This window comes from Paraburkholderia sp. PGU19, from assembly GCF_013426915.1.
Taxonomy (GTDB): domain Bacteria; phylum Pseudomonadota; class Gammaproteobacteria; order Burkholderiales; family Burkholderiaceae; genus Paraburkholderia.
In genome coordinates, this window is record NZ_AP023181.1 from 273899 (window position 1) to 296356 (window position 22458).

At 60.5% G+C, this 22458-nt stretch carries 18 protein-coding genes and 1 pseudogene; 10 read left to right on the forward strand and 9 right to left on the reverse strand.

Annotated features, from left to right (window positions below):
• Positions 1 to 28: 28 nt before the first annotated feature.
• Genes H1204_RS31140 through H1204_RS31150 form a run of 3 tightly spaced genes read left to right on the forward strand, consistent with a single transcriptional unit; the run spans position 29 to position 2622 of the window.
• On the forward strand, positions 29 to 1762 hold the full coding sequence (locus H1204_RS31140) for an FAD-dependent oxidoreductase (RefSeq protein ID WP_180734412.1): 1734 nt from the start codon (positions 29 to 31) through the stop codon (positions 1760 to 1762).
• A gap of 11 nt (positions 1763 to 1773) precedes the next feature.
• The gene (locus tag H1204_RS31145) at positions 1774 to 2169 is read left to right on the forward strand and encodes a c-type cytochrome (RefSeq protein ID WP_243468918.1); all 396 of its coding nucleotides are present in this window, start codon (positions 1774 to 1776) and stop codon (positions 2167 to 2169) included.
• Positions 2170 to 2190: 21 nt separating this feature from the next.
• Positions 2191 to 2622, forward strand: coding sequence for a nuclear transport factor 2 family protein (locus tag H1204_RS31150; RefSeq protein ID WP_180734413.1), 432 nt, complete (start codon positions 2191 to 2193; stop codon positions 2620 to 2622).
• A 788-nt stretch (positions 2623 to 3410) separates the two neighbouring features.
• Here H1204_RS31150 and H1204_RS31155 read toward each other — a convergent pair.
• Positions 3411 to 4286 (reverse strand): LysR substrate-binding domain-containing protein, encoded by an 876-nt coding sequence (locus H1204_RS31155; protein ID WP_180734414.1) that lies wholly within the window; start codon positions 4284 to 4286, stop codon positions 3411 to 3413.
• A gap of 254 nt (positions 4287 to 4540) precedes the next feature.
• Between H1204_RS31155 and H1204_RS31160 the strand changes: the two genes are divergently transcribed.
• From H1204_RS31160 to H1204_RS31190, 7 genes and pseudogenes are all read left to right on the forward strand, one after another.
• Positions 4541 to 6241: a 5-guanidino-2-oxopentanoate decarboxylase gene (locus tag H1204_RS31160; protein ID WP_180734415.1), complete on the forward strand. Its 1701-nt coding sequence runs from the start codon at positions 4541 to 4543 to the stop codon at positions 6239 to 6241.
• Positions 6238 to 7716 carry an aldehyde dehydrogenase family protein gene (locus H1204_RS31165; RefSeq protein WP_180734416.1) on the forward strand — a complete coding sequence of 493 codons (1479 nt, stop codon included), beginning with the start codon at positions 6238 to 6240 and terminating at the stop codon, positions 7714 to 7716. The genes H1204_RS31160 and H1204_RS31165 overlap by 4 nt, the downstream gene beginning before the upstream one ends.
• A 24-nt stretch (positions 7717 to 7740) precedes the next feature.
• On the forward strand, positions 7741 to 8712 hold the full coding sequence (gene speB, locus H1204_RS31170; RefSeq protein WP_180734417.1) for an agmatinase: 972 nt from the start codon (positions 7741 to 7743) through the stop codon (positions 8710 to 8712).
• Between the two features lie 329 nt (positions 8713 to 9041).
• Positions 9042 to 9860, forward strand: a complete 819-nt coding sequence (locus tag H1204_RS31175; protein ID WP_180734418.1) for a transporter substrate-binding domain-containing protein — start codon at positions 9042 to 9044, stop codon at positions 9858 to 9860.
• Between the two features lie 46 nt (positions 9861 to 9906).
• Positions 9907 to 10649, forward strand: a pseudogene (locus H1204_RS31180) (amino acid ABC transporter permease).
• Between the two features lie 2 nt (positions 10650 to 10651).
• On the forward strand, positions 10652 to 11308 hold the full coding sequence (locus tag H1204_RS31185; protein WP_180734419.1) for an amino acid ABC transporter permease: 657 nt from the start codon (positions 10652 to 10654) through the stop codon (positions 11306 to 11308).
• Between the two features lie 142 nt (positions 11309 to 11450).
• Entirely contained in the window at positions 11451 to 12176 is a 726-nt protein-coding gene (locus tag H1204_RS31190; protein WP_180734420.1) for an amino acid ABC transporter ATP-binding protein, read from the forward strand.
• Between the two features lie 827 nt (positions 12177 to 13003).
• Here the strand turns inward: H1204_RS31190 and H1204_RS31195 are convergent.
• The 8 genes from H1204_RS31195 to H1204_RS31230 all read right to left on the reverse strand — a co-directional run bounded on the left by H1204_RS31195 (position 13004) and on the right by H1204_RS31230 (position 21871).
• Positions 13004 to 13624, reverse strand: coding sequence for an ANTAR domain-containing protein (locus H1204_RS31195; protein ID WP_180734421.1), 621 nt, complete (start codon positions 13622 to 13624; stop codon positions 13004 to 13006).
• A complete protein-coding gene (locus tag H1204_RS31200) occupies positions 13621 to 14859 on the reverse strand; it encodes a transporter substrate-binding domain-containing protein (RefSeq protein ID WP_180734422.1) in 1239 nt (412 codons plus the stop codon). Before H1204_RS31200 ends, H1204_RS31195 begins: the two co-directional genes overlap by 4 nt.
• Positions 14860 to 15022: 163 nt before the next feature.
• Positions 15023 to 16324 (reverse strand): amidase, encoded by a 1302-nt coding sequence (locus H1204_RS31205; protein WP_243468977.1) that lies wholly within the window; start codon positions 16322 to 16324, stop codon positions 15023 to 15025.
• A gap of 22 nt (positions 16325 to 16346) precedes the next feature.
• Positions 16347 to 17054 carry an ABC transporter ATP-binding protein gene (locus tag H1204_RS31210; protein WP_180734423.1) on the reverse strand — a complete coding sequence of 236 codons (708 nt, stop codon included), beginning with the start codon at positions 17052 to 17054 and terminating at the stop codon, positions 16347 to 16349.
• On the reverse strand, positions 17051 to 18913 hold the full coding sequence (locus H1204_RS31215; protein ID WP_180734424.1) for a branched-chain amino acid ABC transporter ATP-binding protein/permease: 1863 nt from the start codon (positions 18911 to 18913) through the stop codon (positions 17051 to 17053). Before H1204_RS31215 ends, H1204_RS31210 begins: the two co-directional genes overlap by 4 nt.
• Positions 18906 to 19739 (reverse strand): branched-chain amino acid ABC transporter permease, encoded by an 834-nt coding sequence (locus tag H1204_RS31220; RefSeq protein WP_180734425.1) that lies wholly within the window; start codon positions 19737 to 19739, stop codon positions 18906 to 18908. The genes H1204_RS31215 and H1204_RS31220 overlap by 8 nt, the downstream gene beginning before the upstream one ends.
• Before the next feature lie 76 nt (positions 19740 to 19815).
• Positions 19816 to 20979 carry a substrate-binding protein gene (locus tag H1204_RS31225; protein WP_114224431.1) on the reverse strand — a complete coding sequence of 388 codons (1164 nt, stop codon included), beginning with the start codon at positions 20977 to 20979 and terminating at the stop codon, positions 19816 to 19818.
• A 61-nt stretch (positions 20980 to 21040) separates the two neighbouring features.
• Positions 21041 to 21871: a nitrilase family protein gene (locus H1204_RS31230; RefSeq protein WP_243468919.1), complete on the reverse strand. Its 831-nt coding sequence runs from the start codon at positions 21869 to 21871 to the stop codon at positions 21041 to 21043.
• Between the last annotated feature and the right edge of the window lie 587 nt (positions 21872 to 22458).

Here is a 22458-nt window from a genome sequence, read left to right on the forward strand (position 1 = left end):
TCGGAAAACCATCATTCGGAGACAAACCATGACTGACGAGACCCAGGCGCCTGCCACATCGCGGCGAAATTTCATCAAGGCTGCAGGCGCAGGCACTGCTGCCGCGGCATTCGGCGCCGTGACGCTTTCCGCGAAAGCCGCGGATCAAACGAAATTCGACGCGGAATACGACATTGTCGTGTGCGGCGGCGGAGGCGGTGGCTTGCCCTGCGCGCTCTTTTCGCGTTGGCTCGGCAACCGCGTAGCGATTCTCGAGAAGGCAGGCAGCGTCGGCGGTACGGCGGCGAAAGCGGCCTTCTGGTACTGGGTGCCCAACAACGAACCCATGCGGCGCGCCGGCATCGCAGACCCGAAGGACGATTATCTGCGTTACGTCGCGCGGCTTTCGCGACCGGAGCAATACGACCCTTCGCTGCCGAAACTCGGACTCTCGGACTGGGAGTTCGAGATGTGCGAAGCGATCTACGACAGCGCATCGCCGGCCGCGGAACTGCTGGCGGCGAAGGGTGCGTTGCCGTATCGGCATGAAGCGGCCGTGCCCGACTACTGGGCCGAGCTACCTGAAAACAAGGCTCCGCGTGGCCGCGTGCTATTTCCGAAAGACGGTTTGCCCAGCATGTCGGACGGCGGCCGCGTGGCGATCCGCACGATGAGCGCGGCGGCGCGACGCGACGGCGTCGATATCCACACAGGTTATCGCGTACAGAAGGTGCTCGTTGATGCGAACGGCGCGGTAACAGGCGTCGAGGCGTTGACCGAGGAGGGCACGATGTTTCGCGTACGCGCGAAGAAAGCCGTCGTGTTCGCAACGGGCGGCTTTACGCATGATCCCGAGCTTCGGAAGAACTTCCTGCATGGCGCCGTCTATGGCGGATGTGCCGCCGTCACCAACGAAGGCGACTTCGTACGCATTTCGAGCGCATTTGACGTGCAGTTGCGCAACATGAACTACTCGTGGATGGCGCCGATCTCGCTCGACAAGGCGATCGCAAAGGACGGTTCACTCTCCGGTATCTTCACGCCGACGGGCGACTCGATGCTGTATGTGAACCGGTTTGGCAAGCGTGTCGTCAACGAGAAGCTCGCATACAACGAGGTCTGCGCGACGTTTTCTCAGTGGGACGGCTCGAAAGGCGAATATCCGAATCTCGCGCTGATCTCGATCTGGGATCAGCAGGCGCAGGAGCATTGCGCGAGCGACGACTACGGCAGCCTGATCGTGCCGCACGGCTCCAATGATCGGCACGTGCTACGCGGCAACACGCTGCAGGAACTGGCCATCGCAATTCGCGAGCGCCTGACGAAGCATGCGAACGCGCTTGGCGGCATGCAGTTGAGCGACGACTTTGTGCAAAACCTTGATGCGACCATCAAGCGTTTCAATGGGTTTGCGAAAGCGGGCAGGGACGCCGACTTCCATCGTGGCGAACGCGTGGTCGAAAAGCTTTTCAACGGACCGATTCAGAAGAAGGCTGATCAGCGAAACGAAACGATGTATCCACTCAGCGCGCAGGGGCCATATTACGCCGCGCTGATCGTCGCCGGCAATCTCGACACCAAGGGCGGTCCGAAGACCAATTCACATGGCCAGGTGCTCGACGTGCGCGATGTGCCCATCAAAGGCCTGTATGGCGTGGGCAATTGCGTGGCGTCGGCATCGGCGCGCGCGTACTGGGCAGGGGGCGGCACGCTCGGACCTATCATCGCGTTTGCGTATCGCGCGGCGAACGCAGCGCATGCAGAGAAAGTTTCACGCACATGACGGGAGGCATCATGAAACGCATTGACACTCTATCAATTGGGATCGGCATGTTGTTCGCGCTCGTGAGCGGAGCGTCCCATGCCCAGGACGCGGCGGATCTTGTCGCGTTGGGCAAGAAGCTTACGACCAACAACTGCGCCGTGTGCCACACATTCGGCAAGGATGAGCGGAGCGGACAGGGGCCGAATCTCTTCGGCATCGTCGGCAGGCCGATGGCTGCGCAGCCCGGATTCAAGTACTCGGCGGGCATGAAAGCGGCCGCTGCGGGCAAGGTGTGGGACGAAAAGTTGCTCGACGCATGGCTTTCGGATACGCAGACCGTCGCGCCGGGCAATGCGATGACCTACTTCGAAGGCGATGAGGCGCGTCGCCGGAAGATCATTGCCTATCTGAGTACGCTTCATTGAAATCTACCCAGGAGACAAGACATGGAAACCACCACGATGACTGACGAACAACGCAAGACGATTGCACTCGAATATCTGCGCCGGCTGGACCGCGGCGCGCCGTTTTTCGACCTCTTCGACGACCACGCGGAAGTTTACTTTCCGAAGTGGGGCATTGCGTCGGGCCGCGCGTCGTTCGAGAAGCTTTTCGCGGACCTGGGGTCGGTCGTGTCGAAGTTCAAGCACGATCTCGCGTATGTGAACGTGATCCAGCAGGGCGATACCGTGGTCATCGAGGGTACGAGTTACGGAACGAGCAAGGGCGGGGTCGACTGGCGCGCGGGCGTGTCCCACGCAGGTCGCTGGTGCGACGTCTTTGAGATCCGGGACTTCAGGATCCAGCGATGCTTCATCTATCTCGACCCCGACTACGCAGACGCGGACACGGCACGCTATCCTTGGTTGTCTCGATAGCGGCATAAACAACACCATCGCGGCGTGGACGCCTGATGGAGCCGGTGCGGGAAAAGGCCGGCTCCGCCATGAGCGCTGTCAGCGCGTGTCACTGAAAAAACGACGATATGCGCTACGACACAGTTTCCGTCCAGACCTGCGGTCCTGCCGCGGGCGATGTCTCCGATCCGCTTGATGGCCAGCATGAACTCGCCGGTCTTGTCGTAAGAAAAATCCACCCCCCACTATACGGGCGGCCTCAGGAACGGCCGACGTCGCGTGATTGGTCAGAACGATCTTGATTGTCTTGCAACCGGTGCGGGTCAGCCCGGAGACGACATCCAGTCCGCTACCTTCGGAATAGTAAGGCTGCCGGCGTTTTATGCGGGCGTAACGACGCCGCTAGTGCTAGACCTTTTCTTTATGTGGAGCTTTCCATAAGGCCGAATCACGGCCATCTGTTTCGATGGGTTTGTCTGTACTTTATCAGGATGGCTGATTGTATCCATCATTCGAGACCCTCTTCGAGCGGGTACCGTGCTTCCCACGCAATTCACGTCTTGGCAGGTTCCTCGGCGAAGAGCTTTTCATCGGGCAGCATCACGTGGTCCTCAGCGGACAGAATCATCGATCGCGGCCCTGTTCAATTGCGCGGTCACCTTATCGAGGTCAAAATGCATCGCGCGCTCACTACTGCTGGACCCGGAAGGAGGTCGTGACTCGCACACTCCACGCGACCGACTCAACACGACGCGTGCTGTCTGCGCATTAGACGATTCGCGTGCCACCCTTTCGCCCGGTTGTCACCGTCACGCCTCCCCATCAGCCCCGATCCACTCGCGAAAAAGGTTCACCTTGTGCTGGTGCGCGAGGCAATCCGGATAGACGAAATAATAGCGAGCGCCCGTCGTCAGGACGATGTTGAACGGCATCGTGAGGCGCTTCGACGCGACATCCTCACTGACCAGCGAGCAGTCGCTGATCGCAACACCAAAACCCTGCGCCGCCGCGTTCGTCGCGAGGTCGAGTGTTTCAAAACTCTGACCGAGATCGGCATCGATCTCGGGTGTATCGGCGTGCGCAAGCCACATCTTCCAGTCACGGTGGTCGCGCGTCGGGTGCAGGAGCGTATGCCGGGCAAGATCGGCCACGCTGTCGAGCGGCGTATTCTCCAGCAGCGAAGGCGCGCATACAGGCGTCAGTTGTTCGTCGAACAGCGCAATCGAATGAACGCCGGCGCCCGGCGACGAGCCATAGATGATCGCCGCGTCGAATGGTTCGACCTGGAAGTCGACGTCATGCTGCCATGTGGTCGTCAGTTGCAATTGAATGTCAGGATACTCGGCCTGAAAGCGCATGATCTTCGGCAGGATCCAACGCATCAAGCAGGTGGGTACCTTTAGCGCGAGGTCGGTTCGCTGCCGGGTTAGTCGCAGCGAAATCTCCTCGATTCGCGCGAAGCTCTCTTTCACTGTCGGCAATAGCTGTTCGCCTTCCATCGTCAGCACGAGTCCCTTCGCGTGCCGCGTAAACAGAGCAAATCCGTAGTACTCCTCGAGCGCCTGGATCTGACGGCTCACGGCTCCCTGGGTCAGACAGAGATGATCGGCAGCACGCGTGAAACTGCGGTGGCGCGCCACCGTTTCGAAGATTTGCAGCGCGTTCAGCGGCGGCAGGCGGCGCATCGTCGTTCCCATCGGGCATTTGGAAAAGACATGACAGCCGGATGTACCTTCCAGCTCGCTTTTTATTATATGCACCGAACAAGGCGGTCGATTGGTCTGAACGTATCGCTATCCTGACTACGCCCATGAGCAAGGGACATGGAGAGCATGCAAATTCATCGGTTGCTGTGGACACGTCGCGGAACAAGAATGGGCCACCACAGAAACTCCGGAGCCAAGCATGCACCGGCAACCGATCGAAACACAGGAGTCTCATGAACTATCCTGAAACGGCCTCGCTCTTCGGCCACGCGGACGGGCGCCACCAGCCCCGGCCGATGATTACGCAGACCTGCGGCGAAGCGCTCGTGACGCTGCTCGAACACTACGGCGTCGAACTGGTGTTCGGCATCCCCGGTGTCCATACCGTCGAGCTCTATCGTGGGCTCGCGGGGTCGACGATGCGCCACGTCACACCACGCCACGAGCAGGGCGCGGGGTTCATGGCCGACGGCTATGCGCGCGTTACCGGCAAGCCCGGCGTGTGCTTCATCATCACCGGGCCGGGTATGACGAATATCGCGACCGCGATGGCGCAGGCTTATGCCGATTCGATCCCGATGCTCGTGATTTCCAGCGTCAACGCCACGCGCCAGCTAGGCGGAGGCACCGGGCGCCTGCACGAACTGCCGTCGCAGCGCGGGGTGTTCGCTGGGCTCGCCGCGTTCTCCCACACGCTGCTAAATGCGGACGAACTGCCGCAGGTGCTGTCCCGCGCGTTCGCGGTGTTCGCGAGCGAGCGGCCGCGGCCGGTTCACATCGAAATTCCGCTCGACGTGATCGTCGCGCCAGCTTGCGGCATGGCATCCGGCGCGCGCGTGCTTCCCGCGAAAGCCGCCGGAGAGCCGGCCGCAATCGACGCCGCCGCCGCCTTGCTCGCTGGCGCGCAGCGCCCGCTGATTCTGGCGGGCGGAGGGGCGGTCGAGGCCGCCCCCGAGTTGCGCGCTCTGGCCGAGCGCTTGCAGGCCCCGGTGGCGCTGACGATCAACGCGAAGGGCCTGTTGCCGCGCAGCCATGCGCTGTCGATTGGCTCGACCCAGTCGCTCCCCGCGACGCGCGAGGTGGTGTGCGAGTCCGACGTGGTGCTCGCGGTGGGCACCGAACTCGGCGAGACCGACTATGACGTGGTGTTCGATGGCGGCTTCGTCATAAACGGCAAGTTGATCAGGATCGATATCGACGGCCAGCAGGTGATGCGCAACTTCCCGCCCGACGTGGCGATCGCGGCCGACGCGAAGCTCGCGCTCGCCGCGCTCGCCGCCAGGCTGGCGACATACCCGCTGCCGCCTCGCGATGCGGGGTGGGGGGCGCCGCGCGTGAGCGCCGCGCGTGCCGCGATCAACGCCGGTTACGACGCACCGATTCGTTCGCAGGAGACGCTCTTTGACACCATATCGGACACGCTGCCCGACGCGGTCATCGTGGGCGATTCGACGCGCCCGGTCTACGCCGGCAATATCGTCTTCGAGGCTTCCGCGCCCAGGTCGTGGTTCAACTCGTCCACGGGGTACGGCACGCTGGGCTACGGGTTGCCGGCCGCGATCGGCGCCAGGCTTGCGACCGACAACCGGCCCGTGATCTGCCTCATCGGTGACGGCGGCCTGCAGTTCACGCTGCCCGAACTGGCGAGCGCTGTCGAAGCCGCCGTACCGGTGATCGTGCTGCTGTGGAACAACCGGGGCTATGCAGAAATCAGGAAATACATGGTCGAGCGCGATATCGAGCCAATCGGCGTCGACATATACACGCCGGACTTCCTCGCGCTGGCGCGCGGCTTTGGCTGCTGCGCAGCAACGGCCGAAACACCGGCTCTGCTCGTGAACGAACTGAAGCAGGCCGCAGCTCGCCGCGTGCCTACGCTGATCGAAATCGACGAACAGAAGTGGTTCGACAATGTATCGGGAGGGTCGGCATGAACGCGCCAAACGACACGCAGTTCCTCACGCGGCACTATATCGATGGCCGCTGGGTCGACGGCGCACTGGGCCGGACGATTGCCGTGGTCAACCCGGCGACGGGAGCCCACCTGGCCGACGTGGCCGCAGGCACCGCACACGACATCGATCTGGCGGTGGCCAGCGCGGGCCGTGCACTCCGCGTGTGGCGGCAGACGACGGGCGCCGAGCGCGCACGCTACCTGCGTGCAATCGTGACGGAAGTCGAAGCGCGGCGAGAACGTCTCGCGATGCTGCAATCGCTGAACAACGGCAAGCCGCAAGAAGAGGCGCACATGGACGTTGACGACGTGATCGCGACGTTCCGATATTACGCCCAGCTGGCCGAGCGGCTGGATGATGCGACCGGCGAAGAAGTCAGCATCCCCAGCGCCGAGCACCGTGCACGGATTCGCCGCGAACCATGCGGCGTGGCCGCGCTGATCGTACCGTGGAATTTTCCGATGGTGACGACGGCATGGAAGCTCGCGCCGGCGCTCGCGGCCGGCTGCACAGTCGTGCTCAAGCCGTCCGAAATCACGCCTCTGCCGGAGCTTGAACTGGCCTCGGCCCTCGCATCAGTCGGCTTGCCGGCGGGCGTTTTCAACGCGGTGACGGGTACGGGTGCTGACGTGGGCGCGTCGCTCGTCGCACATCCGGGGATCGCGAAGGTGTCCTTTACCGGCAGCACAGGTGTCGGCCAGACGGTGATGAAGACTGCCGCCGACACGCTGAAAGGCATCAGTCTCGAACTCGGGGGCAAGTCGTCGATCATGGTGTTCGACGATGCGGACCTCGACCTGGCGGTCAAGCTGGTCGAGGCCGGTGGCTTCTTCAATAGCGGCCAGATGTGTTCAGCGACGAGCCGGGTGCTGGTGGCGCGCGAACTCGCGCCCACGTTGCTGGCGAAGCTTGTCGAGTGCGCAGAGCGAATCATCGTCGGCGACCCGTTTGCGCCCGGCGTGCAGATGGGTCCGCTCGTGAACCGTGCCCAGTTCGATAGGGTGCGCGGCCATATCGAACAGGGTATTGCCGACGGTGCGCGGCTCGTAACGGGCGGTGGCGCGCGGCCAGCCGGTGTGCCGGAGCAGGGGTTTTTCATCGCCCCGACGATTTTTGCCGACGTGCCACCGACAAGCGCTTTGTGGCGAAATGAGATTTTCGGTCCGGTCCTGTGCGTGCGCGTGTTCGACACCGAACAGGAAGCCGTTGAACTCGCCAATGACAGCGAGTATGGGCTGGTGGCGACCGTCGTCACCGCCGACGAGACACGCGGCGAACGGGTCGCTCGCGCTCTGGAGGCAGGCGTGGTGTGGGTCAACACGCCGCAACTCATCTATCCGCAGACCTCTTGGGGCGGGTACAAGCGCAGCAGCATCGGGCGCGAACTGGGCCCGTTCGGGCTTGCCGCCTTCCAGGAAATCAAACAGATACTGACGCGTCGTCAGGCCTATTAGCCAGTCTGCTTAAAAGGATTTGCGATGAAGCACGATAACCAATCCGACAACCCCTTCAACCAGCCGCTCGGCGGCAACCGGATGCCGCGCTTTGCGGGCCCGGCGACGATGATGCGCCTACCGACCGCGATATCGGCCGAGGGGCTCGATGCGTGTTTCGTTGGCGTGCCGCTTGACACCGGCACGTCGAACCGGTCGGGCGCGCGGTTCGGCCCGCGTGCGATCCGCGCCGAATCGTGTCTGCTACGCCCGTACAACATGGCGACCCGCGCAGCGCCGTACGACAGCATGCAGGTGGCCGACATCGGCGACGTCGCGATCAACACGTTCAACCTGCAGAAGAGCATGGACATCGTCACCGAAGCGTATGACGAAATCCTCGCGCATGGCTGTGTGCCGCTAACGATGGGCGGCGACCATACGATCGTGCTACCGATCCTGCGCGCGATGAAGAAGAAATACGGCCCGGTCGGCGTGGTCCATGTCGACGCGCATGCGGACGTGAACGACACGATGTTCGGCGAGAAGATCGCGCACGGCACGCCGTTCCGGCGCGCGATCGAAGAAGGGCTGATCGACGGCAACCGCGTCGCGCAGATCGGTCTGCGCGGCACCGGCTATACGGCGGAGGACTTCGACTGGTCGAGGTCGCACGGCATACGTGTCGTGCAGGCGGAGGAGTGCTGGTACAAGTCGGTCGCGCCCATCATGGACGAGGTGCGCGCGAAACTGGGCGACGGCCCGGTCTATCTGAGCTTCGACATCGACGGCCTGGACCCGAGTTTTGCACCCGGCACGGGCACGCCAGAAATCGGCGGCCTGACGATTTGGCAAGCACTTGAAATCATCCGGGGCTGCCGTGGGTTGGATATCGTGGGTTGCGATCTGGTGGAGATTTCGCCGCCGTACGACCCGTCTGGCAATACGGCATTGGTCGGCGCGAACCTGCTGTATGAAATGTTGTGCGTGCTGCCGAAGGTTAAATACCGAACGTAAGTGTGTGAATACGGGCGCGCGGCGAGCCGTCACCCCGGGCTTCGCTCCGTCCCGGCTACGGCCCGGGCCATGCACACTCTACTTGCCGCCACCTATAACAACAAGAAACCGGGTCACCCGCCTATGCGCTTTGGTCATGACACGCATGCCGATATTTCGCTTGTGATGCCCTTCCTGCACTTCTAGAGTCAGTACATACGCGACGCCATCACAAGCACTCATCTGGCATATAGATCGGATACCTAACTTAATCACTCATGGAGACAGCAATGAAAGATTTCAGATTTCATCCCCACACCAGAATTTTCGGCAGAGGAGCGACCAAGGCCATGCTTAACTCCTTTCCCCTGCGTGCCCGTCGCGTGTTCGCTACGGCCGCAGCGACACTCGCGTTCACCGGTATCGCCGCGCTGTCGGCATTCGCGCCTGCCGCTCATGCCGATGCGATCGATTCGATCGCCAAGTCTGGCGTCGTGCGGATTGGCGTGTTCGAGGACTATCCGCCGTTCGGCTCAATCGGCCCGGACATGAAGCCGCAAGGCTATGACATCGACGTCGCCAACCTGATCGGCAAGGCGCTCAATGCAAAGGTCGAACTCGTGCAGGTGACAGGCGACAACCGCATGGCCTATCTCGCCGACCACAAGGCCGACATGCTGCTGTCAGTCGGCCAGACGCCCGAGCGCGAAAAAGTGATCGACTTCTCGCGGCCTTATGCGCCGTACTACCTCGCGGTCTTCGGTCCGAAATCGTTGACCGTCAAGAACGCCAATGACCTCGCTGGCAAGTCGATTTCGGTTGCACGCGGCACGCTGGAAGACCTGAGCGTCACCAAGGTTGCGCCCGCGAGCGCGACGATCAAACGTTTCGACGATCCGAATGGGGCAATTTCCGCATTCCTCTCCGGACAGGCCCAGTTGATGGTGGTCGGCAACGACGTGGGGGCGACGATCCTCGCGCGTCATCCGGCGAACGATCCGGAGCAGAAGTTCGCGCTGTTCAGCTCGCCGGATCACGTCGGCCTGAACAAGGACGAGCCGCGCCTGAAGCAGAAAGTCGACGACACGATTGCCCGCGCCCGCAAGGACGGCACGATGAACGCGATTTCTGAAAAGTGGTTGCGCGCGCCGCTTCCGACCGATCTTTGATGACCGGCTTTCCCAATCGGCCTCCCCTGACCACGAGCAATACGCCATGACCTATGCGTTCGATTTCAGCGGCTTCGGCTTCTACGCGGGCATGCTCGCACATGGCGTCGCCGTCACCCTTGGGCTCACTGCCGTGTCCACCGTGCTGGGGGCCTCATCGGTATCACGGGCGCCAGCATCAGCGTCGCCGGGCCTCGCTGGGCCCGTGCGGTGGTCGCCAGCTATGTCGAGTTGATACGGAACACGCCGTTCATCGTGCAGTTGTTCTTTGTGTTCTTCGGGCTGCCGGGTCTCGGTATCCGTATCGACGAAGTGCAGGCCGCGATCCTCGCGATGACGGTCAATCTCGGTGCCTACGCGACGGAGATCGTGCGTGCGGGTATTGACTCGATTCCCCGCGGCCAGGTACAGGCCGCCCAGGCGCTGGGCCTGCATGGGCGGCAGGTGTTCCGCCATGTGGTGCTGCCACAGGCCCTCGCCAATGTGTTTCCGGCGCTCTTGAGCCAGGTGCTGATCGTGATGCTGGGTTCGGCGGTCGTGTCGCAGATCTCGGTACCGGATCTGACCTATGCGGCGAATTTCATCCAGTCGCGCAACTTCCGCTCGTTCGAGAGTTATCTGATCATTACCGCGACCTATCTGCTGCTGTCAATCCTGTTGCGGCAGTTGCTGAACTGGCTCGGACGCGGCCTTTTTGCAGGACGCACGCCACACACACCCGATGCGCGCCGAAACTGGTGGACATGGTTCGCCCGACGTCATGTGTCGACGATGGCAACGGAGCGCTAACAATGAACGAATTCACGCTGTGGGATATCGCGCGCAATCTCATGCTTGCCGCGCGCTGGACCGTGCTGCTCTCCCTGATCGCTTTCGTCTGCGGTGGCGTGGTCGGGCTCCTGTTACTCGCGATGCGCGTGTCGCCGCTGCCGTGGCTGCGCCGCGTGGTCACGGTGTATGTCGAGCTGTTTCAGGGCACGCCGTTGCTGATGCAACTGTTCCTTGCGTTCTTCGGCCTGCCGTTACTGGGCGTGGAAGTGTCCGCATGGGTTGCCGCCACCGTCACGCTGACGCTCTACACCAGCGCGTATCTCTCTGATATCTGGCGCGGCTGCGTCGAAGCGGTGCCGCGTGGGCAGTGGGCAGCAGGCGCGAGTCTAGGCATGACCTTCGGCCAGCAACTGCGCTATATCGTGTGGCCGCAGGCGAGGAGGATCGCGGTCGCGCCGACCGTAGGCTTTCTGGTGCAGGTGGTGAAGAGTACCGCGTTGACGTCGATCATCGGTTTCACCGAACTGACGAAGACCGGCACGATGATCACCAACACAGCGTTCCGTCCGTTTCCGATCTACGGAATGGTCGCGCTGCTGTACTTCGCGATGTGCTACCCGCTCACGTGGTATGCGCGCCGCCTGGAGCAGCTGCAACGCGTGCAGACACGCCGGTGACAATGGTCAGGATGCAAGACGTCTTTCCGCCCATCTCGACGTCTTGTTGTCATCGTAGCTGCAAGCCGGCAGTTCGGGGACGATCCGGGGCTTCCCGCTTCGTGGTGTGTTCCACGGAGCCCAACAAGGAATGAATTTCACCATGATCTCAATCAACAATGTTTCGAAGTGGTATGGACATTTCCAGGTGCTGAGCGGCTGCACAACGGAAGTCAAAAAGGGGGAAGTAGTGGTGGTGTGCGGCCCGTCGGGTTCGGGCAAGTCGACCCTCATCAAGACGGTCAACGGCCTTGAGCCGTTCCAGAAGGGCGAAATCACGATTGACGGCCAGTCAGTGGGCAACAAGAAGACCAACCTGTCGAAGCTGCGCGCGAAAGTCGGCATGGTGTTCCAGCACTTCGAACTGTTCCCGCATCTGTCGATCACGGAAAATCTGACGCTCGCGCAGATCAAGGTGCTCGGCCGTTCTAAGGACGAAGCCGCTGCGAAGGCGCTGAAGCTGCTGGATCGCGTCGGCTTGCGTGCGCACGCGAGCAAGTTTCCAGGACAATTGTCAGGCGGTCAGCAGCAGCGTGTAGCGATTGCGCGTGCGCTGTCGATGGACCCGATCGCGATGCTGTTCGATGAACCGACGTCGGCGCTCGATCCGGAGATGATCAACGAAGTGCTCGACGTGATGGTGGAACTCGCGCAGGAAGGGATGACGATGATGTGCGTCACGCACGAGATGGGCTTTGCGAAGAAGGTCGCACACCGCGTGATCTTTATGGACCGCGGCCTGATCGTCGAAGACGACCGTAAGGAAGATTTTTTCGCGAACCCGAAGTCGGATCGCGCAAAGGATTTTCTCGCGAAGATACTGCACTAACGCCTTCGTCACTCAGAACGGGGCGCCGGGGCAGGCCCGGTCAAAATCAATGGAATCGCGAAATCAGATATCGCGGTAGGAACGAATTGTGTGGGCGCTCGCCTGGCTCTGTGGCATCAGGCGCCGTGTAAAGAAGAGCTCGGGCAACAGGTTGCTGAGACGTCGGCCTTCGCTCGCTCCACAAACGATCGGGATGTCGATTCCAAGTAACTACCCCGGCAACTTGAGGCATTTTCCCTCATATGGAATGCCTGCCGTGCGGCGTTACCTGTTGTGGAAATGAGCACCGGCTTAGGGGCGGGTTCGCCCGCTCCCGCAACAAGGAAGCGGCCGCTCGCGACGGCTGCAGTTGGCTAAACGCGAACGGCTGGTTTTGCCGACCAGCGGGCACGCCGGGTGGCGCCGGGTAGGGCAGGTACGGCGAGTCGGACCGGGTCGTTTGACATAAACACCGCTGGCGCAACCGCAATCATGGAAGGTCAAAGCAGGGCGCGCGAGCGGGCTGGGATGTTGCAAAGGCAGGCGTACCAAGTCATGCCGACGATTCAGAATGACTCCGGCGGGCGGAATGGATGCGGTCAAAACGCCGGGAATCCCGAGCGTTGTTGGTTAATAGCCGCGCCAGGCTAATACATATATGGCAACGTTCGGCCGACTCCTGCATGGCTGATTGCATCTCTGTTCAGCATCGAGTGTCGCTCGTTGGGTGGGGACATGAAACGGGGCGATTATTCGCGCGCGCCGGCCCAAGCCACCTCGATGCGCTTTATGCGTCATGGCACGAGGGGGCCCTGGCACTACCAGTGTCGGCCTCAACCCCTAATAATTCAGAGCTTTGGAGCCTTCCCTAAACCCAGTTTTTCCATTGCCTCATGAGCGTCAATCACCATCGTAGCGATTTCCCCTACCGTGACCCGGAGGCTTGTCGCGCGTGAGCGCATGTGCTCGTAGGCTTCATTCTCACTGAGCCGATGGGCATCCATCAGAATCCGTATCGCCTTCTCGATATGGCGTCGCGCCTTGATTGCTTCCTCGAGCTTGCCAATTTTGTGGTGAAGTCGCTGTTGATAGCCGGAGGAGGCGCGTGCCAGCACCAGCGTGCTCAGTATCCCGCTAGAGCGATATGGTTTCGTGATCACGCCATGCGCCTGGGTATCAACGAGCAGTCGTAAAGCCGTCGGATTTTCGTAATCGGACAAAGCAATGAGCGTCGCTTCGGTGTCTACTGAACTCCAGTTGCCCGCGCTGCGAAGCTCAGGGCCCACGAGGAAGAAAATCACGTCAGCGTCAACCGGCAATTGCGCTGGAAATGGCCAGACGGTTCGTACGGGGCAGCCAATCCGGCGCAACTGCTCTTCCAGGACGCCACGATCCTCCCCTGGCGGATGGATCACGACGACGCGCAGCGTGCGCAGGTCGTCAAATAGACGCCGCACACTGGTATTCATGCTGGTTCTCCGTCGAGCCAGAACTCCGTGAAGCCGTACGAGGTCAGATAGGGGTCCGGTTTGACCGGGCTACTGCCTTCCCATACGACGTCGAACGCGCCATCCGGTCGACAGACGGCAATGCGCGGCGTCAGGATGGCGTGATTATTCTCCGGATCGATCCTGAGCGGTCCCTCGGGTGAATCGAACTCGACTTCGCGGACCGCCTCCACCAGTTTGGCGGTATCAAGACTTCCGGTGCGCGCAAGGGCGAGAGCGAACAGGTGCACCTGGTTGTACGCCATCTCGGACCACATACTGGCCGGTTGCTCTCCGAAGCGCGCCTGCCATGATTTCAGGAAGTGACTATTGCGCTCGTTGCCCAGCGTATTGAAGTAGCTGGCTGAAACGATATGGCCACCACACAACTCCGCGCCAATCATTCGCGTTTCGCCCTCGGTCATAGTCAGACTTGCAATCGGGATGCGGGCGGGATCGATACCGTGTTCTCGGTAGAGCTTGTAGAAGACACGCGCTCCCCGACCGATCAGGGTCGAGAAAACCACGTCCGGTTCGACGGCTTTGATTTCCCGCACGACATCCTCCAGTGCGGAGGGATCGGCGTCGCTGGGCAGATACACTTCTTCCACAATTTCTCCGCCGTGTTCCTCGACCATGTCACGCATGATCCGGTTCGATTCCCGAGGATAAATATAGTCGGCGCCGATGAGAAAAAAGCGCTTGCCCCGGTTGTGAAGCAGGTACGCAGCCAGTTGCATGCTGTTCTGGTTCGGTACTGCGCCCGTATAGATGACGTTCGGCGAATATTCGAATCCTTCGTAGATTGAGCAGTACCACAGCAGCGCATTCTTACGCTCGATCACCGGCAGCACCGCCTTTCGACTCGACGACGTCGAACATCCAAAAATCACAGTTACGTCATCTTCCTGCAACATGCGCGTGGCGAGTCTGCGATATTCTTCGGGGTCGCTTTTCGGGTCGTATGCGACCGGATCGAGCAACCGCCCATCGACGCCGCGAGCAGCGTTGATTTCTTCTATTGCGAGGACAGTACCAAAGAAATGCTCAGATTCGGTTGCTGAGGTCACACCCGTTCGCGAGTAGAGGACGCCGATTCGCCAGCCATCATTGTGCTGGCTGTCCTGTGCTTCGGTCGTGTCTGCCCGGTGTTTGCTGTTAGCCGCCAGTTCTGCGGCACGCACTGCCGAATCGTCGTGTGAACTCCCGATGGTCATGGTATTGCTCCGTGCATAATTTGAAGATCCCCGCTCATGTGCCACGTCATGCCGGCCCCGCACAGGTTACGCCTCTTCCGCCCGGTGTTGACTAACGCCGGGCGTTCTGGCCGTCGCGTATCGATCACTGATGGGTCTCGCTGTCGCAGCGCCTCGCGCGTCCCTACTTTGAAGGATGATCATCCGTGAACACAGCGATCGCCTGCTCAACGAACGCGGCGGCGTCGAGGCATCGTGCGTCCTCCCACGGACGGCCGATAACCTGCACACCGACGGGACCGCCGCGTGTGCCCCACAGCCCGGGAACGTTCACGCACGGACATCCAAGCAAGGTCCAGTTGCGATTGAATGCTGGATCGCCGGTTGAACCCAGCCCGTCTGGCGCTTCATCGGGCGCGCTCGGCGTCAGCAACGCGGAGACGCCGTCGAAAAGCTCGGACAGCTTGCCCTTCGCCTCTTCCATCAGCAAACACGCGTTGGCGTAAGTTACCGTGTCAATATCGGCTGCCCGGTTGAGAAACCCGGCAAGCTTGGGCGAAAGATCGGCCCGGTGATGATCGTACTCGTATCCCAGCGCCCGCCAGGCCTCGTAACTCTGAATCATGTCGTGCGCTTTGATCATGTCCGCCATCCACGAACTGAAGCGAATCCGCCGCACCCGGCCGCCAGCGCGTTCAATCGCCCGCACGGCGGTGTCAAGCACGGCACTCGCGTTTTCCGACGGGGCGGTCCACGGATAGTTCTCAGGGACGCCGAACACCGGAATGGCTGTCGAGGCGTTCACCGCGAGCTGGCGACCTGACAGAACCTGGGCCAGGTACGCCACGTCAGTCACGCCGGCAGCAAACAGGCCGACGGTATCAAAGGACCACGAAAAGCATTTCATGCCAACGGTGGGCAACATGCCGAGAGTCGGCTTGTAACCGGCAATCCCGCAAAACGATGCCGGACGGATCGTCGAGCCGCCGGTTTGGGTACCAATCGCGTACGGAGCCATGCCGGCCGCCACCGCGGCGGCCGAACCTGAAGAGGATCCACCGGCCGTTCGGCTCATGTCACAAGGGTTACGCGTCACGGTCGGCGCCATGTAGGCGAACTCGCTGGTCACCGTCTTGCCGATGACGACACCGCCGTTTCGGCGCAACTGCGTAACGATCGCGGCATCGGATCTGGGCTGGTAACCCTCGTAGATAGGTGAGCCATAGCAGGTCACCAAATCGACTGAGTCGAAAATATCCTTCACCGCTATTGGTAAACCTGCGAGCGGCCCCTTAGCCGCTGTTGCTTCAGCGATCGCGGCCTCCTGTCGGGTGATCGCAGTCATGGCTCGAACTTGTGGATCGATTTCCTCGATCCGCGCAAGGGCGTCCAGAATGATGCTGTTGCGTTCCGTCGGATCGTTACCGATTCGCTTGAGAAGATTCAATCCCGAGACGGGACGATAGATGGAATTTGCATTCATCAGATTGTGGTCATTGTGGTGTGCTTTATACGCGCAGGTGTTCAAAAATCGAACCTGCGGCCCTTTCATCCTTGGCATTTCCGTGATCGACAATCTCGCCCTGCTTCAGCACCGAATAGCGGTCGACGACCTTCAGCGCGAACGCAACGTTCTGCTCGACAAGCAGGATCGTCGTACCGTGGCGGCTACGTTCCCATAGCAAAGCTTCCGCCAGGCGATCAATCACCGACGGTTGCAAGCCTTCGGTTATCTCATCAAGCAGGATGATCGAAGGACGCATCATCAGCGCACGGGCGACCAGCAGCATCTTCTGTTCACCGCCGGACAGCGTGCCGGCGTACTGTTTAAGACGGCTCTTGAATACCGGAAAGATCGGCTCGATTTCGGCGAAGCGCTCATCAAAAACCGATACCTTCTGGAGGCCGAGGCGCAGATTGTCACGAATCGTCAGATCCTGAAACAACGCATGTTCCTGCGGCGCATAGGCAATCCCTGACCGCGCGATCCGGTGCGGTGGCAGCCTGGTGATGTCCAGTCCATTCAGACGGACCGAGCCGGCTTTCTTTGGCAGGTAGCCCATGATCGTCTTGAGCAATGTGGTCTTTCCCATCCCGTTCTTACCGAGCAGGGCGACAGCTTCGCCGCTCGATACAGTCATCGACAGCTTTCGAAGCACGACCGAGGCCTTGTATCCGCTCGTGACGTTCTGCAGGTCCAAAGCGATCTGGCTCATGATGCCTCCCCGTGTTTGGCGGTACCGTCACCTACGACAGGTTGGGCGGTGCCAGCATAGATCGTCTTGACGAGCTCTGAATCGACCACGTCATCGAAGCTGCCTTGCATCACAATTTTTCCCTGATGAAGGACCACGATGCGTGTGGCAATTTCGGCCACGAAATCGAGATCGTGTTCCACGAGCAGGCAGCAAAGCTGATATTCGTGTGCCAGTGCGGCGAGTACATGACCAATCTGCGTACGCTCAGTCTTGGTCAACCCCGCTGTCGGCTCGTCGAGCAGCACGATGCGCGGTTCCAGGGCAAGTACCATAGCAAGTTCGAGTGCCTGCTGTTCCCCGTGAGACAGATCCTTCGCCACTGCGCCCAACTTCTCGTCAAGGCCGGTAGTGCGAATTACCGCCAACGCGTATGGCGGCAAGGCGAGCGTGTGTGAACGCTGGAAAAGTGAAGGCCGTTCGATAATCGTGCCTGCAATTCTCAGGCATTCCGCGACTGTGAGAGTGTCGAAGATGTTCGCATTCTGGAACTTTCTGCCCAGCCCAAAGTGTGCGCACCGGTCCGGCGGGAATTCTCCGATATCATTGCCGCACAGCACGACTGTTCCAGCAGACCGTTCGGCGCCATCGCTCATGCAGCGCATCAACGTCGTCTTGCCTGCTCCGTTCGGACCGATCAGGCCGACCAGTTCACCGGCGTTGGCATGCAGATCGATACCCTGCAGTACCTTGAGGCTGCCGAATTGTTTCGCAACGTCGTGCATCTGCAATGCAGGTTCGGAGCGCGTCTGCCGATGATCAGCTCGAATCGCACGTTCGGCCAGTTCAACTTCAATCCTGTCGCCGGCCAGGCGGCGGAGGGGGTTGAGCAGCAACGGCACCAACCCTTGCGGCAGCAGGACGATCACCGCCACAAAAGCAGCACCGAGAATCAGTTGCCACGCGAACGGCATGCTGCCACTGAGATAGGCTGTCACGACGTTGATCAGGAGCGCACCGATCACCGGTCCCCAGAGAGTTCCGCGGCCACCGAGAGCGACCCAGATGATCAACTGGGTACCAAGGACAAAACCGGTCAGTTCCGGCGCAACCACGCCGCTAAATGATCCATAGCCAAACCCGGCGATACCGGCTACAACGGCGGCCACAACCAGCAAGACGATCTTCACGAGTGAAGTGTTGATGCCAAGGTACGAGCAACGCGATTCATTGTCTCGAATGGCCACCAGCACGCGGCCACCATCGCTGCGTACGAAGAACCACGCAAGCGTCGCGATGAGGAGCAATCCAGTGCCGGCGATCCAATACCACGCCTGAAGCGACATATCGAATGTTTCGTAGCCAGTCAGGCCCGAACTGGAGCCAGTCCACTCACCGCCAGACAGAAGCAACTGGCTGAGCACGATTGGTAGCACGAGCGACATCACAGTGGCAAAGAATGGCGAGGCGCCACGATAAAATGATAGCCAGCCGAGCAACGCTGCGACCGCGGCGGCGACGAGGATGGCGGCGCCCAGTGCCAACGCAACGTAGCCGGGCGAGAAGCCGCCATGTGTGAACACGAGGCCCGCGGCATAGGCACCAATGCCGAAGAAGGCTGATTGCCCGAACGTCAGGTAACCCGTGTAGCCCCACAGGATGTCGACGCTCACCGCGACGATCGAGAAGAAGAACGCCTGGATCAGGACGTTCAGCAGATATGTGCCGAACAGAAACGGACCGACGGCCAGCAGCAGTACGGCCAATGCGCCGACCAGCAATATTGCGCGCGAATGTGTCTTTCGCCGACCGGGCAACTGATCCCCGCGATGCGAGGAATCGACGCCGACATGGGGCGGCGACATATTGACTTTAGCCATGAGAAAACCCCTTCGGACGAACGCGCAGCGTAAGAGCGGCAAGCACTGCGATCGTCAAGCCACCGAGGACCGGACTGACAAAAGTGCTGACCAGAACCTGGCATGCCCCGAACACCAGACACGTAACCAGAAGGCTGACCATCGAGTAGCCGGAAACCATGACCAGCATGAAGGCATTGACTAGCCACGGTAGACCCATGTTGGGATCGACGCTTGACAAGGGTGTAATCAGCGTGCCCGCAAGGGAACCAAGCGCTGCGCCCAGACTGAACGTGATGAAACGGATGCGCCCGGAATGAATGCCGAGACCCCGTGCGAGGTCCTCATTCATGATTACCGCACGTGTCTTGACGCCAAAGCGTGTGCCGGACAACAGCGCGGTGAGGACTGCGCACATTCCTAGCGCGATCGGAATAAGCAGCAGGCGATACGCGGAATAGTCCGTGCCGGCTATGGAGAATGCTCCCTTTAAAGGCGTTTCAACGAACTGGACCTCCCGGCCGAACATCATCACAATAACCTGCCCGATGACGATTCCCAGACCCCAGGTGGCAAGGATCGCATCAAGCGGGCGCTTATAAAGCGGGCGCACGATCATCTGCTCGACGAGCATGCCAACAGCGACGCCGACAGCAATTGCGAGCGGCACGCCAAACCATGGATTGAGCTTCAGTTGCGTGACCACATAGCTCGCGTACGCGCCCATCGTCAGCAGGCCGCCATGAGCAAAGTTGACGATTTTCATCACGCCGAAAATCATCATCAAACCAGCGGTCACGATGAACAATACCGCCGCAGTCGTAAAAATATCTAGTCCTAGAACCATTTCCGTCTCCAGTCGCATCCGCCAGCGAGATGTACCACGCACATACAGCAGGCGGATGCCAAATACTTGATCTCGATTACTTGATGTTTGGGCACTGCGCCCCGGGATCGACGTCAGAAAAGGTTTGCAGGATCTTCACGGAGCCATCGGCCTGAATCTGCCCGAGGCGCATCGCCAGAGGCGTATGCCGGCTCTTGTCCATCGTTACCGCGCCGCGTGGACCTTCGAACGACACCTGGTCAAGTGCCTTGACCACCTTGCCCGGATCTGTCGAGCCTGCCTTCTCGACCGCCGCCTTATACAGGAAGAAGGCTTCGTATTGCGGCTCCGACAGCTCGTTGGGCGTCTTCACGTCCTTTCCGAATCGTTTATCCATGGCCGTAAGAAATTTTTTGTTCGCGGACGTATCAATGCTCGTCAGATAGGACCCTGACATGTACGTGCCTGTGGCAACGTCGCCCATGCTCTTCGCGGTGCCTTCGTCAATGGCGAGATTTCCGTACGGCAGCGTCATACCTGAACCCTTCAGTTGCTTGGCCAGCGCCACATTGGGCGCACCACCAGCTGTGGCGCTGATCAGCGCATCGGGATGAACGGCACGGATCTTCGAAAGAATAGGCGTCCAGTCGGTGCCGTCGATCGGCAGGTACTCTTCGCCGACAACCTTGCCGCCATGTTGTTCTATATATTTCTTCGTGAACTCAAGCATGCCCCGTCCGAACGCGTAGTCGTTGCCGACCAGGTAGAAAGTCTTCGCTCCCTTGCTTTTGTTGAAATAGTCGACTACCGGTGCAACCTGTTGCTCCGGCACCCAGCCGTTGACATACATCCACGGACTGCACGACCGGCCTTCATAGAACGACGTGTAGATAAAAGGCTTCTTGCCCCGCGCCACGATGGGTAGAGCTGCGTTGCGAGCGGCACTGGTTTCCATCGAGATGATCGCATCAACGTTCTTCTGGAACACCAGCGTGTCGTAGGCCTTCTGCGCGCCGACAGCACCAGACTCGTCGTCCACGATCTCGAGCTGGACTTTGCGTCCCAGAATGCCGCCGGCGGCGTTGATCTCGTCGACCGCAAGATGCGATGACTGCACGACGGCAGGCGCGACCACGCTGTTGGCGCCGGACAAGCCAACCGCAACGCCGATCTTGATGGGCTCTGCGGCATATGTGGCTGCAGTAAGCGAGGCTACCGCTGCAACGGCGCCGACAAGGACTCGCTGTTTGAACGGATTCATGGTGTCTCCTTCACGTAAGGTCGGTTTGGTTTTCAGGATCATGCGGACGTCGCCGGATTGCTCACGGACGTGAGGAAGGCCAGCCAGTGCCCAGCATAGGGTCGTACACGTCCGAGCGCCGGTCGCGCAGCACGTGGTTAAAAGCGTTAAGCGTGCGTCCGGAACGGGTGCGATGCAGATTGATCGCCGCGTACAGAATTTCTTCGCTATCCTGACTGGCTGGTCCGGCCAGTGGCCAACCGTCAGCCCCCACGATCAGGCTTTGTCCGATGAACTGCTGCCCACGCTCGGTTCCGGTCCGATTTGCGCACGCAATCATCAGACCGTTGCTATGTGCGGCAGCCATCGTGAGAGTGGTGGCCATCGCTGGGCGCTCTGCCAGTTGACCTGGCATGGGGACCCAGTTCGTCGGAACGCAGATGATGTCGGCGCCTTGCGTGGCGGCCAGTCGGTACACCTCCGGAAACCATCCGTCGTAGCAGATGGCGATCGAGATCCGTCCGAGCGCTGTGCCGAACACTGGCACGCCGCCGTTACCCGGCTCGAAGAAGAGGTTTTCGTTGTTCCAGAGATGGAGCTTGCGGTACGTCCCGATGTGCCCCGACGGGCCGACGAAGACTGCCGAGTTGTAGAGTCGCCTGCCTTCGCGCTCTGCAATGCCCCCAACGATATGGATGCCAAGACGCTGAGCCGCGTCGGCCCAGATCCGCACGGTCTCGCCGTTCGGAAGGTCTTCGGCCAGGCCGAACGCTTCCTCGCGGTCCGCAAAGACATAGCCGGTGTTGACCAACTCAGGCAGGACCACGAGGGATGCGCCGCTTTGCGCAGCTTCCTCGATGTAACGGAGCGATTTAGCTACGTTTTCGCGCTTTTCGCCGACGCGAGGCTCCATCTGTACGCATGCCACAACGGGCTCATTAATGCTCCGAGGGGCAGGGTTGCACCGCAAGTCTTCCAATTTCGTTCTCCAAAAGCAAAAAGCCCCCGAACCGGCGTTGGTACGCAAGTTCGGGGGCTGCATAGCCTTCCATGTAGCGCGGCATCGTTGCCGCAGATTGCCAATGACGCCCGGCAATCAATGTCGCAAATCTACGAGCCCCTCGTTAAGTCGTCAAGAAGATTTGACCGGTTTTCAGGGAAAGTCCCTAGCTACGGTGAGACCAAAATTCAGAATCCTCGCGGCCCTGTGGCGCAACCGGTCAGCTCCAAACCTTAACGCCAGCAGTTCGCTTACGAAGCACAACCGTTTGCATGACCGCGTCTGCGTCAGCCGCGGCAGCCAATCGTTGGTTATCGTCGCACCTCATCTCATGTCTCTTTGCCTTTCTCGTGAAGCCTGCCAAGCCAACTTCGCTCAGAAGTGACATAGCGATTGGCATCACATTCCCGCCGGTGAAGATGCCGTCGAGTGGTACAACGCGCGCGCTCGATAGCGCGTCGAGCGAGGCGATGTGACCACACCGGAGGCAGGCGTCTTTA

Excerpts from the sequence above, each read along its gene's own strand:
- H1204_RS31140 (WP_180734412.1), top strand. The coding sequence starts at position 29 with ATGACTGACGAGACCCAGGCGCCTGCCACATCGCGGCGAAATTTCATC.
- H1204_RS31145 (WP_243468918.1), top strand. The coding sequence starts at position 1,774 with ATGAAACGCATTGACACTCTATCAATTGGGATCGGCATGTTGTTCGCG.
- H1204_RS31150 (WP_180734413.1), top strand. The coding sequence starts at position 2,191 with ATGGAAACCACCACGATGACTGACGAACAACGCAAGACGATTGCACTC.
- H1204_RS31155 (WP_180734414.1), bottom strand. The coding sequence starts at position 4,286 with ATGCGCCGCCTGCCGCCGCTGAACGCGCTGCAAATCTTCGAAACGGTG.
- H1204_RS31160 (WP_180734415.1), top strand. The coding sequence starts at position 4,541 with ATGAACTATCCTGAAACGGCCTCGCTCTTCGGCCACGCGGACGGGCGC.
- H1204_RS31165 (WP_180734416.1), top strand. The coding sequence starts at position 6,238 with ATGAACGCGCCAAACGACACGCAGTTCCTCACGCGGCACTATATCGAT.
- speB (WP_180734417.1), top strand. The coding sequence starts at position 7,741 with ATGAAGCACGATAACCAATCCGACAACCCCTTCAACCAGCCGCTCGGC.
- H1204_RS31175 (WP_180734418.1), top strand. The coding sequence starts at position 9,042 with ATGCTTAACTCCTTTCCCCTGCGTGCCCGTCGCGTGTTCGCTACGGCC.
- H1204_RS31185 (WP_180734419.1), top strand. The coding sequence starts at position 10,652 with ATGAACGAATTCACGCTGTGGGATATCGCGCGCAATCTCATGCTTGCC.
- H1204_RS31190 (WP_180734420.1), top strand. The coding sequence starts at position 11,451 with ATGATCTCAATCAACAATGTTTCGAAGTGGTATGGACATTTCCAGGTG.
- H1204_RS31195 (WP_180734421.1), bottom strand. The coding sequence starts at position 13,624 with ATGAATACCAGTGTGCGGCGTCTATTTGACGACCTGCGCACGCTGCGC.
- H1204_RS31200 (WP_180734422.1), bottom strand. The coding sequence starts at position 14,859 with ATGACCATCGGGAGTTCACACGACGATTCGGCAGTGCGTGCCGCAGAA.
- H1204_RS31210 (WP_180734423.1), bottom strand. The coding sequence starts at position 17,054 with ATGAGCCAGATCGCTTTGGACCTGCAGAACGTCACGAGCGGATACAAG.
- H1204_RS31215 (WP_180734424.1), bottom strand. The coding sequence starts at position 18,913 with ATGGCTAAAGTCAATATGTCGCCGCCCCATGTCGGCGTCGATTCCTCG.
- H1204_RS31220 (WP_180734425.1), bottom strand. The coding sequence starts at position 19,739 with ATGGTTCTAGGACTAGATATTTTTACGACTGCGGCGGTATTGTTCATC.
- H1204_RS31225 (WP_114224431.1), bottom strand. The coding sequence starts at position 20,979 with ATGAATCCGTTCAAACAGCGAGTCCTTGTCGGCGCCGTTGCAGCGGTA.
- H1204_RS31230 (WP_243468919.1), bottom strand. The coding sequence starts at position 21,871 with ATGGAGCCTCGCGTCGGCGAAAAGCGCGAAAACGTAGCTAAATCGCTC.